Source organism: Nocardia iowensis (assembly GCF_019222765.1).
In the GTDB taxonomy this organism is placed as follows: domain Bacteria; phylum Actinomycetota; class Actinomycetes; order Mycobacteriales; family Mycobacteriaceae; genus Nocardia; species Nocardia iowensis.
This window is the reverse complement of record NZ_CP078145.1, coordinates 4,899,230-4,911,726: the sequence shown is the minus strand read 5'-3', so window position 1 is coordinate 4,911,726 and position 12,497 is coordinate 4,899,230. Positions and strand designations below refer to the sequence as shown.

Here is a 12,497-nt window from a genome sequence, read left to right as displayed (position 1 = left end):
GTCCGGAAGGCGCTGAGCTGTCCGCAAAAGACAAAAGACCGCCCGCGCCGGGCATGGCTTGCCGGGCCGCTCGGTTCCTACCGTTGCCGCATGACCGGATCAATGCCATCGGTGGCCGTCATCGGCGCTGGGTTCGGCGGCTTGGCCGCCGCTATCGAGCTGGACCGCAATGGGATTCACACCTACGAGGTGTTCGAGCGAGGTGATTCCGTCGGCGGAGTGTGGCGGGCGAACAGCTATCCCGGCGCCGCGTGTGACGTGCCGTCGCCGACCTACTGCTTCTCCTACGCGCTGGAACCGGAGTGGTCGGCGCGTTACGGGTCACAGCCGGAAATCCACGCGTATCTGCGCCGCTGCGCCGACCGGTTCGGCATCACACCCAAGATCAGGTTCGGCACCGAAGTGGTCGCGGCGACCTTCCGTGACGAGGGACGCTGGGTCGTCGAGTTCGCCGACGGCCGGACCAAGGAGTTCGACGCACTGATCTGCGCCACCGGACAGTTGTCCCGGCCGAGGATTCCGAACCTGGACGGGCTCGCGGATTTCGCTGGCGCGCAGTTCCATTCGGCCGAGTGGGATCACTCCGTCGAGCTGGCGGGCAAACGCGTCGCGGTGGTCGGCAGCGGCGCGAGCGCCATCCAACTGGTGCCCGCCATCGTGGACCGGGTCGCGTTGATGCACGTCGTCCAGCGCTCCCCGAACTGGGTCGCCAACAAGTACAACCACCGCGGCACCGGTCTCGCCCATCGACTGGCGCATCGGCTGCCCGGTATGGCCCGGCTGGAACACAACGTCGAATGGCTCTGGTACGAAATGCGGGTACCGATGATCTTCAATGCCGCGGACCCGCTGCGCGCGCTCTATCACGCACTGCTGCGCGCGAAGATTCGCCGGGAGATCAAGGATCCGGCACTGCGTGCGGCGGTGACGCCGGACTACAAGATCGGCTGCAATCGCGTGCTCCTGTCCACCGACTGGTACCCGGCGCTGGATCGTCCGCATGTGCGCGTGCACACCGAGGGCGTGCGGCGGGTGACGCCGACAGGTCTGGTGCTCGCCGACGGCACCGCAATCGACGTCGACGTGATCGTGTGGTGCACCGGCTTCACGCCGAACGAGTACCTGGCGCCGATCGACATCACCGGACGCGACGGCCGGAAACTGCACACCGAATGGAAGCGCGGCCCGCAGGCGTACCTGGGCATCAGCGCGTCCGGGTACCCGAATCTGTTCATGATGTACGGCCCGAACACCGGTTCGCTGACCAACACCATCACCTTCCTGTTGGAAAAGCAGGCTCGGTACACCCGGCTGGCCTTGCAGCACTTGGCGCGGACGGGCGGCTGGCTCGATGTCCGGCCAGACGTGCAGGACCGTTTCAACGCCAAACTGCAACGGCGACTGCGCAATACGGTCTTCACCAGCGGCTGCCCCGGCTGGTATCACACCGAGGAAGGCAAGGTCTTCGCGGTATGGCCCGGTTCGCACGTCGCCTATGCCGCCGCCACCCGGACCTTCGATCCGGCCTGCTACGAGCATGGTGGTCTGCGGAAGTGAGCGGTGTACCCATTTGACATTCTGTTGGGTTTTTACAACACTTAGTTGTATGAGTCCGGTGAAGAGGGGTGAAAGCCTACCGATCTACAACCGTATCGGCGTGCTTCGGGCCGAGCGGCGGATGAGCCGGGCTGAGCTGGCCGCGCGTATCGAGGTCAATCCGCAGACCGTCGGAGCGCTCGAGCGCGGTGACCACTACCCGAGCCTCGACCTGGCGATGCGCATCTGCGACGTCTTCGGGTTGCCGGTGGAGGCGGTGTTCTCTCGCACGCAGTTCGCGCCGCTGTCCACCGAGCTCTACGGGCGCACCACTTGATCCGAAAGAAGGTTCCGATGAACTCCATTGCCCATTCGCGGCGAAATCCGATCGAGCGCTACCAGGACTACCGCGCCCAGCGCTTCGCCAAGCACGAGCGCACCTGGTCGAAGTCGTTGCCCGGCTGGCGAACCAGGAGTCGGCGCCGAATGCTGGTCGTCGGGTTGGCGCTGACCTTCGCGTTCATGCTCGCCGTCAGTGTGTTGTGCGCGTTCGGGGTGCAGTGGGCTCCGTTGTTGTGGTTGCCCGCCAGCGTCGTGTTCTTCCCGCTGTGGATCATGTTGCAGATCGTCTCCGGGCGCCGCGGCGACGCACCGGGCGCCGTCCTGGACGAATTCGAGCTCGCACAACGCGACAGCGCACGCTCCATCGGCCTGACGGTCACCCAAAATCTGATGATGATCCCGATCGCCTACCTGATCGTCGGTGCGGTGATCACCGAGGGCACCAACGAAAGTATGGCCTACGCAGGCGGATTGATGGCATTGGTGATGTTGCTCGTCGGCGGCTGCACGCCGGCCATGGTCCTCGGCTGGACCCGGCCCGACCCGGAACCCGAAGACTAAGGTTGTCCCGGCCCTGGCGTCTGGACCGCTATCTCGCCACCCAGTTCGTAGCCGCCGGACAGCCGCAGTCCGTCTCCGCTCCAGAATCGGCCCGGGTCATACCAATTGGGGCTACGGTTCTGCGGCAACAGTCCCATCGCCTGGTATGTCGTGGCTACGATTTCCGCGCAATACGCGTTCTCCAACTCTCGCGCGGCCGCCTTGCGCGGCTTGCGGCGCGGGAGACGCGCCCGGCCGCGTAGCCAACGTCCGGCGAGACCGGCCGTGGAAGGGAACGGAGTTCCGTCGAGCCGGGCGATGGTGCGCAGCAGGCTGTCCTCCATCTCGCGGGTGGCCGGCCGATTCAATTGGCGCAACCAGGCCTGCTGACCGTAGCGGTGGGCCCACACCAGCACGGCATCGCGCAGATTGTGCAACTGGACGCCGCGGTGCGCGGCACCCGACCACATGTCGGGCAGTGATCGGCCGAGTTCCGCATGCCAGATCAGCGCGGGCAGATCGTCGAGCACCACGGACATGCCGACATGGTTCACCGGACTGTTCGTCGTCATCCGGATTGCCCGGTCGGCCGCCGAATGGCCACGGAACAGCCAGATGTCGCCGGTTCTGGTGAGCTCGAGTGCTCGGTCCAGACTGATGCCCGTACCCGTCATGGCCGTAGCCTATGCGGTATGAGGTGGTGGAAGGCAGTGGGATTGGCGGGTGCGGCCGGTGTGGTTGCCACCGGGGTGGTGGTCGTGCGCGCGGAGCGCCGTCGCCGCGCCTACACGCCGGACCAGGTGCGCGAGCAGCTGCACGTGCGATTCGCCCAGGCGACGGCGGCCGAGGCGGTCGCCGAAACCGCTGCCCCGGTACCGCAGGCCCGCTCCGGTATCCGTGGACGCGTCCGGCGTTTGTTCCGCCGAGCAGCTGGCTGAGGTCACTGGCTGGGCAAGATCGGCGGGACGTAGTCGAACGTCATGCCGAGCAACCACACCAGCAGCAATACCACCGGCAGGTGGAAGATGAACTGCAAGAACGTGAAACCGACGAGGTCGCGCGCCCGCAGTTTGAGTACTGCCAGCAGGGGCAGCATGAAGAACGGATTGATGAGGTTCGGCAGCGCCTCGGCGACGTTGTAGATCTGGACCGTCCAGCCCAGGTTCATCTGGACGTCGGTCGCTGACTGCATCACGTAAGGGGCTTCCACCAGCCACTTTCCGCCGCCGGACGGGACGAAAAGGCCCAGCACCACCGTGTAGATGGCGATGACGATGGCGAAGCTCCCGCCGCCGCCGATGCTCGTGAAGAACTCGGCGAGGTGCTCGGAGACCGTGACGCCGCCCCTGCCCTTCGCTTTGGTAAGGATCGCGGCCATAGCGGCGTATAGGGGAAATTGCACCAGAATCCCGGCCGTGGCGGGTACGGCGAGGGAGACGGCTTGCAAGAACTTGCGCGGCGTCCCGTGCAGGACCAAGCCGAGCATGAGGAAGATCAGCAAGTAGCCGTTGAGGCTGCTGACAACGGTGAGGATCGGCTTGCTGAAGAGTTGGGAGATCAACCAGCCGACCGTCATCAGGCCCGCCAAAGCGGGCAGGATGGGGCTGTACTCGAGCCATTCCCCGGGTCGCGAGCGCGGCGCCACTTCCGCGGGCTGGTCGTCCAGATCGACCTCTAGTTCCTGAGCCGTTTTGATGGCCGCGCCCTTCGGTGCCGAGAAGTGCGCGATCACCACGGTCAGCGCCAGGATGATGGCGCAGGTGAGCATGGATTGCCAGGTGAAGATGGTGCGTCCGAAGTCGAGGACACCGGTGATCTTCAGCAGGGCCGGCGGCAGGGAGGTGGCGGTGGCCTGTAGCTGCGCCGCCGAGGAGGATATGCCCAGCGCCCACACGGCACCCAAGCCCATGAACGCCGCCGCGCCGAGCGCGCGATAGTCCACCCGTAGATCGGTGCGACGGGCGATCGCACGGGCAAGCAGACCGCCGAAAACCAAGCTGAGTCCCCAGTTCAGCAGCGATATCGAGCAGGACAGGAACGCGACGAAACTCACTGCGCCAGCAGCGGTTTGCGGCACGGTGGCCAGCCGGTCGATCAGCCGCGCGATCGGCGGGGACGTGGCGACGACGTACCCGCTGAGCACCACCATCGCCATCTGCAGCGTGAAGGCGGTCAGATCCCAGAAGCCATCACCGAACGCATTGACGACCGCTTTCGGCGACGAGCCGTTGGCCAGCGCGGCGACCGCCACCAAGAACACCCCGGCAAGCGCGACCACATAGGCATCCGGGAACCACTTCTCCGTCCACCTGGCGAGCAACTGCGCAACCCGCGCGAGCCCCTTCTCCGAGCTGGCTTCTTCAATCGTGGACGTCATCCAGTTGTTCCTCTACTTCCCAACGCTGCCCATCCGCATGTGACGCACCGCACACAGGCTCGGTTGGCCAGTATTGGTGCCCACATGTGCGCAGACAATAGGGAAATCCGCACGCACCCTCTGCGAAATTGCAGAAACTGCCAGTGATCTGGCCCTAGGCTGGCCCAGTATCAGTTTTGGTGTCCCGCCGGGGGAGCTCAATCGTGGGGGACTGGGGTTTGCTGGTCCGGCGGTATCAGGTAGGCGCGCAGGTCGTCGATTTTGGACTCGATACGTTCGGCGTTTTCCGCGTCTACCCGGAAGATCCAGTGCTTGGCGCCCAGCAACAGAAGGGCCTGGAAGACGAGCTGCAGCCATTCGCTCTGCCAGTTCTCGAAGGTGCTGGCCAGAAAGTCCGGCCAGTAGCCGGACCACTGGAACGGCTGTCCGTGCTCGTGCTGGGTATTGCGGTATTCGACGAGCTGGGTGAAGAACTGCGCGACCCACGATCCGGCGAACAGCACGAGCAGTAGATAAACAGCTCCCCAACGCCTGAAGTGTGCCATGCCCAGCGAATACCCAGCCTGCGCCCGTCGACCCAGCACGCCGGGCCTCGTTCAGCACGGCGTGCAGGGTCCACCGGCACGAAGGAGAACTACACCCAGGGCGCCACCGGATACCACGGGATGATGTCGCGCATGGCGAGTAGGCGCACGTCCCAGTAGAGGAAGGTGAAGACGCCGACGGTGAGTAGGGCGGTGGCGCTGAGGATGCTGACGCGACGTGGGTCGGCTTGGAACCAGCGTTGCAGGCGCCCACCGACGAGGACGGTCAGGATCAGTAGGACGGCGAGGATGATGATGTTGCCGATGGACTGAAGGACGAAGGCACTGGCGGCGTAGAGGATGTTGCCCTCTTCGGCGGCGTCGCGAAATAGCTTGCGGAACAACGGGAACGGGCGTCCGATGAGGAAGGCGCCGATCAGGCCGCCGAAGACGACCAACGGGGCGTTCGGGAAGCGGGCGGCGATGCGGGCGAACGGGTCGCGCACCAGACCGAGGACGGCGAGTCCGAGGTAGGTCATGATCACCCCGATCACGCCGAACACCACCATGGACTGGATCAGCCGCGGCGACAGCTGGCCGGGTCGGCTCGGCGCGGTGTCGAACTGCGGCATGTCGGTCCCGAAGATGCCGACCACCACACCGTAGGCGGCCGACACGACGACCATCCCGACCGCCATCCACAGCAGCGGCCGCAGCACCGCCTGCACTCGGCTCCACCAGCCGCCCGCGCTGCCCGCCAGCGGCGCCACCGCGCCGAACACGGCGATATTGCACGCGGTGAACGTGCCTGCCAGGCCGGAGACGAACGCGAACACGATGCCCGCGCCGATGCCGGTGATCGCGGTTTCCTTGGCATCGTGGCCGAGCAGCCCGTCGGCCACCGTGCCACCGATCGTGGTGTCCACGAACGGCGCCGACCACACCACGGTCAGCAGGAACCCGGCGAGCACACCGAGCAGCAGGACCAGCCCGCGCCGACGGGGAATATATCCATTGACGAACACGCTGGTTGCTGCGGAATGCTCGGGTGTGGGGGAATCGGGTGCGGTGGAAGGGGATTCGAGCTGTGTCATCGGGCTCTCCTATCGGCCACTGACCGGCAACGAAACGCCGGCGTTCCCCATTGTCGGGTATCCGTGACCGCCAGTCCTGCTGAATGGCCGAGATGATCACCTACCTCACCGCGGCCCGCCGTGGGCTGTGCGCAGGTAGTCCACAGTTCATCCGGCGCAGGGACTTTCGGCAGTCGGCTGGTGACAAGTCGAACACCCTGCGACACAGCAGATTCCGACACGCAACGCACGAATCCGCAGTCGGCTGGCCCGGACTCGCTACAGACTCGACTCCGACCCGGTACGCCGCTCAAACCGGGACCGCGCGCGGTCGTAGGCCATTTTCAGCAGCTCCCGTGTCGGCTCACCGGTCCGGACTCCCGGATTCACCACGGCGAGCCACCCCGCGGTGCCATAGTCGGGGTGCGGGATGACGGTGTCGATAACGCTGTAATCCACATCCTCGGCGGCCGCCTCCCGCGGAGTTCGCCCGATCCAGCGGATGAACGCCTCTTTCCCGGCATTGATATTGACCCGGAAGGTATCCGGACGATCCAACCGGGAGCTCCGATCCGCGTCGTAGTCCTTTGTCACGATCGTCGCGAAGGGCTGGGTCCTGGCCGGAACGACGCCGTCCGGGGAGTAGTAGAAAAACGAGTCACCCCAGGCGATCTCGGGCCAACTGTCGCCCGGTACCGGGCTGATGGTCAGAACGCCGTCGAGGCTTCCCACGAAGTCGATGATCTCCTCTATCGTCATGGTTCCAGCGTCTCATTCATGTGCCTATGTGGACTTAGGACGGATCGACTAGGAGTTTTGGTTGCCAACCCTCAAATCTCAGTTCAAGCGCACGGTCGACATCGCGCGCGATACCGGTTACTCGGTCCAGCAAATACGCAACCTCGAACGTGCCGGTGTACTCCCGCCTGCCACCCGCTCAACCACCGGCTACCGCGCCTACGCCGAGATCCACCTGCACTCGGCACTCGCCTACCGGGCCCTCGCCGCGGGCATCGGCCCTACCGAAGCGAAGAAGATCCTCCAGGCGATGCACACCCGTCCGCTCGCCGAAGCCCTCGCTCTGCTCGACGCGGCCCACGCCCGCCTGCACAGCGAACGCATCGATCTAGCGCACGCCACCAGGGCCGCCGAATCAATCTCCACCGAACCGATCACCGACGTGCACACCTCCGACTCGATGACCGTCGCCGAACTCGCCACCGCACTCGGCATCCGCCCCTCGACCCTGCGGCACTGGGAGGCCGAAGGCCTGATCACCCCGGATCGCACCGGTCCACAGGGAGCCCGCCGCTACACCCCGAACCAGGTTCGTGACGCCCGCGTCGTCCACCAACTACGCGCCGCCGGATACCGCATCCCGCACCTACGCGCCTTGATCCCAGAACTGAACCGCCCCCACCGATCCGAAGACATCCGCTCCGCCCTGGCCGCCAGAGACGCCAGCCTCACGGCCTGCTCCCGCGCACTCCTCACCGCCGCCGCGGCCCTCGACACCGTGGTCGCGCTCACCGACCGGCGCTGATGATCAGTTCGTTCAATCGGCGAGCCACATCTCGTGCCCGTTCGTACGGAAGGATGTGTCCCGCTCGGGGATAGAGCACCAGATCCCCGCTCAGCTCTGCCGCGATAGCGCGCGAGTCTCGCACCGGGCACAGGCGGTCGCGCCCACCACCGAAGACGATCGTCGGGATATCGCGATAGTGCCGCAGGGCGGCGTGCCGGGAATGCCGCGCTAGCGCCGCCTGGAATCCGGTCACCGCACCGGGCGCGGCCAGGGAGGATTGCTCGATCATGCGGTCGACGTCGCGCAGCCGAGCGTCCCGGCCGAACAATGACCACCGGGTGTTGCACCGCGCCGCCCACCGCAACCACGGTTTCCGCAATGGACGTTCCAGCAGCGCCATGAGCTGGCTGAACCGTTCCTCGAGCCAGGACGTCTGAACGCCATCGGGCCGTCGATGCCCCGCACTGGTCGCGACAAAGGCGGCCCCGCCGACCCGATCGGCCACCACCGCTGGGTGCCGTTCGGCAAGCGCCATCAGCGTCATGCCGCCCAGCGAATGCCCTACCAGCACAATCCGTCCCGTAGGCACGCGATCTTCGATCAACTCGGCGAGATCGTCGGCCAGTCGCTCGAGGGTGGTTGTCCCGACCGGGGCCGGGTCCGATCGCCCGTGTCCGCGGTGGTCGTAACTCAGTACGCGCAAGTCGCGGTGGCGCGCCGCGAGCAGCGGGGTGACGTCGTCCCAGGTCCGATGGTCCAGCGTCCAGCCGTGCAGCAAGATCACGGTGGTCACGGCGTCGGCCGGGTCTTGCTCGAACACCGCCAGTGAAACGCCGTCGCTGGTCACGAATCGTGTTTCGGTCGCTGCGTGTGGTCTGTCGAAGGCGGCCGATAGCTCGGTCATACCAACCCTTTCGACGCATTTCCCGCAGCTCCGGCGTGCCGCTCATCGACCGTGCCGCTACGGCGGGCCAGCGCCGCCCCGATGTCCTGATACCGCGGCCCCACCACCCGCGCCACCACGTCGAACAGGCGAGCATCCGCGCCGATGAGCACCCTCGGCTTGTTCTTCTCGACGCCCTTCAGAATGGTTTTCGCCGCCGATTCGGCATCGGTCCACGCGCTCTTCTCGAAACTCGTCCGCACCTGCTCGAGATCGAGACCGTCGTTCCCTCGGGCATTCACCGCGATATTCGTCTTGATCCCACCCGGGTGCACCGAGGTCACCCCGACCGGATGCCCGGCGATGCGCATCTCTTGGCGTAGTGACTCGGTGAAGCCGCGGACCGCGAACTTCGCTGCGCAGTAAGCACTCTGGGTAGGCACGCCGACAAACCCGAAGACCGACGAGAGGTTGGCGATATGCCCGTCACCCGAGGCGATCAGATCCGGCAGAAACGCCTTGGTGCCGTGGACGACACCCCAGAAGTCGATGTTCATCAGCCATTCGAAATCCGCCCACGACATCTCCGCCACCTCGGCGCCGAGGGCCACACCGGCATTGTTGATGACTAGATCGACCCCACCGAAATCCTCCCGGACCTCGTCGGCATGCCGATAGACCGCGTCGCGATCGGCGACATCCAGGCGGTATTGCTGGACCGGCGCGCCGATCCTTTCGCACCGGGTCGCGGTGTCGGCCAGCCCGGCGGTGTCGATGTCGGACAGTGCGAGCGAGACGCCACGCCCGGCCAGCTCGGCGGCCAGCGCTCGGCCGATGCCGGACCCGGCCCCGGTGACCACGGCGACCTTGCCCTCATAGATCTTCATCTGTTCCTCGTTCCGGTGAATGTGCTTGGGGGTCAAGCGCGTTGAGCGGACTGCTGGGCCGGAAGTTTCGGTTCGAAACGCATCCGATCCCCGACCGGGCCTTCGAGCAAGTACTTGCGATCCAGCAGATAGTCCATGTCGAGTTCGAAAGGCTTCCCGGCGGCTTGGCGAGGGAATTCCTGGACGGCCCGTTTGACATAGCCGGGCGAGAAGTCGTCGGCCACCGAACGCTCTTTGGTGCCACGCACCGGCGGTCTCGGGACGCAGAGTCCATAGCCGCGCGCGTCCATGAACTCGATGAGACGAGTCAGCTGGCCGCCGATCAGCTCCACCATCAGCGTCCAGGAGAGATGCGGATATCCGAAGACGTAACTGAAATTCGGGACATCGGTCAGCATCATCGCCTTGTAGGTGAAGGTTTCGGCCGGCACAACGGGCTTCCCGTCGACCGTGAGCCGAATCTTGCCGAACGACACCACCTGTAGCCCGGTGGCCGTGACGATGACGTCCGCCGCGAGTTCCGCACCGGATTGCAGCAGCAGGCCGTTTTCGGTGAAGGTCGTGATGTGGTCGGTGACCACCGACGCCTTCCCCTCGCGGATCGCGGTGAAGAAGTCGCCGTCCGGTGCCAAGCACATCCGCTGATCCCACGGCTGGTACGGCGGGGTGAAGTGCTTGTCCACGTCGAAGCCCGGCGGTAACTGCCTGGCGTTCGACTTGCGAATCCATTCCTTCGTCCGATCCGGAAAGAATCGGATCACGCCGAACAGCCACGAATCCCTGCGGATATTCACCTGACGCACGATGCGCGCGGTCGCCGTGCGGCCGAGCACGCGGCGCAGCAACCTGGTCAGCGGATCGACCGCGGGCGCGGACATGATGTAGGTCGGCGTCCGCTGCACCATCGTCACGTGCGCGGCCCGCTCGGCCAGCGAGGGTACGAGAGTCACCGCCGTCGCGCCGCTGCCGATGACGACGATCCGCTTGCCCGCGTGATCGAAATCCTCAGGCCAGTGCTGTGGATGGATGATCGTGCCGGTAAACCTTTCGACGCCATCGAATTTCGGCAGGTAGCCCTGGTCGTAGTCGTAATACCCGGCGGCGGAAAGCAGCCAGTCAGCGGTGAATGTCACCGGCTGCCCTCGGTATTCGGCCGTCACCGTCCAGCGCTGGTCCGCGCTCGACCACTGTGCCGTGCGGACCTGGTGCCCGAAGCGGATATGGTGGTCGATGCCGTGCTCGCGCGCGGTCTCAGTGATGTATTCGAGAATCGCCGGACCGTCGGCGATCGACTTCTCGCCGATCCACGGCTTGAAGGAATATCCGAAAGTCTGCAGATCGGAATCCGAGCGAATACCGGGATAGCGGAACAGGTCCCAGGTGCCGCCGATCTTCTCCCGACCCTCCAGGATGAGGTACCGCTTGCCGGGCAACTTGTCCTGGAAGTGGTAGGCCAGGCCGATGCCCGAAACGCCCGCGCCGACAATGAGGATGTCGACGTGCTCAGGAATGTTCGTCTTCGTTTCCATGGTCGCTCACTTTCTTCCGGTGGTCACCGGGAACCGCGTCAGTCCGCGAATGCCGCTCGCCCTGCGTTCCGGTGGGGCGGCCGACGCCAAGTGGGGGAGTCGTTCCGCGAGGGCCCGCAAGGCGACCTCGCCCTCCAATCGAGCCAGTGGTGCGCCGAGGCAGAAGTGGATGCCGCCGGAGAAGGCCAGGTGGTCGCGTTCGTGGATGCGTGTGATATCGAAGACATCCGGGTTGTCGAAGGCTTGCGGGTCGCGTCCCGCCGAACCGAGCACGACGAGCACCGGCTCGTTGCGGCCGACGGGTTTGCCGGCGAAGTCGAGATCCTGATGGGCTACCCGCACCGTGGCCTGCACGGGCGGGTCGTAACGCAGGGTTTCCTCGGCGGCTCCGACGGCGAGATCAGGATTCTCCTTCAACGCCGCCCACTGCGCCGGATTGTCCAGCAGCGCAAGCGTTCCGTTGCCGATCAGGTTCACCGTGGTTTCGAAACCGGCGATGAGCAGCAGCCCGCACGTGGCCAGCAGTTCCTCGATGGTCATCTCGCCGTTGTCGCAGGCATGGGTGAGGTGGGTGATCACGTCGTCACCCGGCTCGATCCGCTTGTGCTCCACCAGCTTCCGGAACATCTGGTCCAGCTCGGTCTCCGCGGCGCGCAGCGCATGGAACTGGCGGACCGAGCGGACGCCGTCGAGCGACTGTCCCACGATCTGGCCGATGTGCAGAAAGCGGGTGGTGTTCGCATCCGGGATGCCGAGCAGGTCGCTGATCACCCGAATCGGCAGCGGTCCGGCGAAGTCACTGATCAGGTCGAACCGGCCCTTGGCCTGCGCGCGATCGAGCAGGTCCATCGTCGCCTTCTCGACAAGCGCGCGGTAGCCCTTGATCTTGGCCGGCCCGAAGGCCGGTCGGGCCAGCTTGCGCAGCCGGGTGTGCTCGGGCGGGTCGAGCTCCAGAAACGATGGCACGTCCCCGGTTTCCCGTTCCCGCATGAAGCGTTCGAACGCGCGTGGCGTCGGACCCGCGGCGGCCTGGACACCGAATCGGCGGTCCCGCAACACATCATGGCAATGCTGGTAACTGGTCGCCACCCAGATACCGATGCTGCTGCGATACAGCCCGCCCTGCGACCGCAGCCGTGCGTAGTGCGGATACGGATCTAGTCGATTGCGTGAACTTTCCATCCGGGCCAGTTCGTCACCGCGGGCGCTGAGTAACCAGTTACCGACACGGGCGGCGGCCAGCCGGGTGAAGAGGCGGGCATCTGCCAGCATTGTCATGCG

The 12,497-nt window shown here is 65.6% G+C and carries 14 protein-coding genes; 5 read left to right on the top strand and 9 right to left on the bottom strand.

Annotated features, from left to right (window positions below):
- Window positions 1–90 precede the first annotated feature (90 nt).
- The 3 genes from KV110_RS22785 to KV110_RS22775 are packed head-to-tail and all read left to right on the top strand — an operon-like array spanning window position 91 to window position 2,439.
- On the top strand, window positions 91–1,557 hold the full coding sequence (locus KV110_RS22785) for a flavin-containing monooxygenase (RefSeq protein ID WP_218469310.1): 1,467 nt from the start codon (window positions 91–93) through the stop codon (window positions 1,555–1,557).
- Between the two features lie 49 nt (window positions 1,558–1,606).
- On the top strand, window positions 1,607–1,873 hold the full coding sequence (locus tag KV110_RS22780; protein ID WP_218469309.1) for a helix-turn-helix transcriptional regulator: 267 nt from the start codon (window positions 1,607–1,609) through the stop codon (window positions 1,871–1,873).
- Window positions 1,874–1,890: 17 nt separating this feature from the next.
- Window positions 1,891–2,439 (top strand): hypothetical protein, encoded by a 549-nt coding sequence (locus tag KV110_RS22775; RefSeq protein ID WP_218469308.1) that lies wholly within the window; start codon window positions 1,891–1,893, stop codon window positions 2,437–2,439.
- On the opposite strand, the gene KV110_RS22770 is transcribed toward KV110_RS22775, so the two are convergent.
- Window positions 2,436–3,092, bottom strand: coding sequence for a hypothetical protein (locus tag KV110_RS22770; protein ID WP_218469307.1), 657 nt, complete (start codon window positions 3,090–3,092; stop codon window positions 2,436–2,438). The two genes, KV110_RS22775 and KV110_RS22770, sit on opposite strands and share 4 nt — an antisense overlap.
- An 18-nt stretch (window positions 3,093–3,110) precedes the next feature.
- On the opposite strand from KV110_RS22770, the gene KV110_RS22765 reads away from it, so the two are divergent.
- Window positions 3,111–3,356 carry a hypothetical protein gene (locus tag KV110_RS22765; RefSeq protein WP_218469306.1) on the top strand — a complete coding sequence of 82 codons (246 nt, stop codon included), beginning with the start codon at window positions 3,111–3,113 and terminating at the stop codon, window positions 3,354–3,356.
- A gap of 2 nt (window positions 3,357–3,358) precedes the next feature.
- Here the strand turns inward: KV110_RS22765 and KV110_RS22760 are convergent, their stop codons facing one another.
- The 4 genes from KV110_RS22760 to KV110_RS22745 all read right to left on the bottom strand — a co-directional run bounded on the left by KV110_RS22760 (window position 3,359) and on the right by KV110_RS22745 (window position 7,151).
- Window positions 3,359–4,795: a short-chain fatty acid transporter gene (locus tag KV110_RS22760; protein WP_218469305.1), complete on the bottom strand. Its 1,437-nt coding sequence runs from the start codon at window positions 4,793–4,795 to the stop codon at window positions 3,359–3,361.
- Between the two features lie 197 nt (window positions 4,796–4,992).
- Window positions 4,993–5,340, bottom strand: coding sequence for a DUF6766 family protein (locus tag KV110_RS22755; RefSeq protein WP_218469304.1), 348 nt, complete (start codon window positions 5,338–5,340; stop codon window positions 4,993–4,995).
- An 89-nt stretch (window positions 5,341–5,429) separates the two neighbouring features.
- The gene (locus KV110_RS22750; RefSeq protein ID WP_218469303.1) at window positions 5,430–6,413 is read right to left on the bottom strand and encodes a hypothetical protein; all 984 of its coding nucleotides are present in this window, start codon (window positions 6,411–6,413) and stop codon (window positions 5,430–5,432) included.
- 258 nt (window positions 6,414–6,671) lie between these two features.
- Entirely contained in the window at window positions 6,672–7,151 is a 480-nt protein-coding gene (locus tag KV110_RS22745) for a DUF6194 family protein (protein WP_218469302.1), read from the bottom strand.
- 61 nt (window positions 7,152–7,212) lie between these two features.
- On the opposite strand from KV110_RS22745, the gene KV110_RS22740 reads away from it, so the two are divergent.
- Window positions 7,213–7,935, top strand: coding sequence for a MerR family transcriptional regulator (locus tag KV110_RS22740; protein WP_218469301.1), 723 nt, complete (start codon window positions 7,213–7,215; stop codon window positions 7,933–7,935).
- On the opposite strand, the gene KV110_RS22735 is transcribed toward KV110_RS22740, so the two are convergent.
- The 4 genes from KV110_RS22735 to KV110_RS22720 are packed head-to-tail and all read right to left on the bottom strand — an operon-like array spanning window position 7,919 to window position 12,494.
- Window positions 7,919–8,821 carry an alpha/beta fold hydrolase gene (locus KV110_RS22735; protein ID WP_218469300.1) on the bottom strand — a complete coding sequence of 301 codons (903 nt, stop codon included), beginning with the start codon at window positions 8,819–8,821 and terminating at the stop codon, window positions 7,919–7,921. The two genes, KV110_RS22740 and KV110_RS22735, sit on opposite strands and share 17 nt — an antisense overlap.
- A complete protein-coding gene (locus tag KV110_RS22730; protein ID WP_218469299.1) occupies window positions 8,818–9,687 on the bottom strand; it encodes an SDR family NAD(P)-dependent oxidoreductase in 870 nt (289 codons plus the stop codon). Before KV110_RS22730 ends, KV110_RS22735 begins: the two co-directional genes overlap by 4 nt.
- 32 nt (window positions 9,688–9,719) lie before the next feature.
- Window positions 9,720–11,216 (bottom strand): flavin-containing monooxygenase, encoded by a 1,497-nt coding sequence (locus tag KV110_RS22725; RefSeq protein WP_246633920.1) that lies wholly within the window; start codon window positions 11,214–11,216, stop codon window positions 9,720–9,722.
- A 6-nt stretch (window positions 11,217–11,222) separates the two neighbouring features.
- Window positions 11,223–12,494 (bottom strand): cytochrome P450, encoded by a 1,272-nt coding sequence (locus tag KV110_RS22720; protein WP_218469298.1) that lies wholly within the window; start codon window positions 12,492–12,494, stop codon window positions 11,223–11,225.
- Window positions 12,495–12,497: the final 3 nt, after the last annotated feature.

Coding starts and splice junctions, on each gene's coding strand:
- KV110_RS22785 (WP_218469310.1), top strand. CDS start 91: ATGACCGGATCAATGCCATCGGTGGCCGTCATCGGCGCTGGGTTCGGC.
- KV110_RS22780 (WP_218469309.1), top strand. CDS start 1,607: ATGAGTCCGGTGAAGAGGGGTGAAAGCCTACCGATCTACAACCGTATC.
- KV110_RS22775 (WP_218469308.1), top strand. CDS start 1,891: ATGAACTCCATTGCCCATTCGCGGCGAAATCCGATCGAGCGCTACCAG.
- KV110_RS22770 (WP_218469307.1), bottom strand. CDS start 3,092: ATGACGGGTACGGGCATCAGTCTGGACCGAGCACTCGAGCTCACCAGA.
- KV110_RS22765 (WP_218469306.1), top strand. CDS start 3,111: ATGAGGTGGTGGAAGGCAGTGGGATTGGCGGGTGCGGCCGGTGTGGTT.
- KV110_RS22760 (WP_218469305.1), bottom strand. CDS start 4,795: ATGACGTCCACGATTGAAGAAGCCAGCTCGGAGAAGGGGCTCGCGCGG.
- KV110_RS22755 (WP_218469304.1), bottom strand. CDS start 5,340: ATGGCACACTTCAGGCGTTGGGGAGCTGTTTATCTACTGCTCGTGCTG.
- KV110_RS22750 (WP_218469303.1), bottom strand. CDS start 6,413: ATGACACAGCTCGAATCCCCTTCCACCGCACCCGATTCCCCCACACCC.
- KV110_RS22745 (WP_218469302.1), bottom strand. CDS start 7,151: ATGACGATAGAGGAGATCATCGACTTCGTGGGAAGCCTCGACGGCGTT.
- KV110_RS22735 (WP_218469300.1), bottom strand. CDS start 8,821: ATGACCGAGCTATCGGCCGCCTTCGACAGACCACACGCAGCGACCGAA.
- KV110_RS22730 (WP_218469299.1), bottom strand. CDS start 9,687: ATGAAGATCTATGAGGGCAAGGTCGCCGTGGTCACCGGGGCCGGGTCC.
- KV110_RS22725 (WP_246633920.1), bottom strand. CDS start 11,216: ATGGAAACGAAGACGAACATTCCTGAGCACGTCGACATCCTCATTGTC.
- KV110_RS22720 (WP_218469298.1), bottom strand. CDS start 12,494: ATGACAATGCTGGCAGATGCCCGCCTCTTCACCCGGCTGGCCGCCGCC.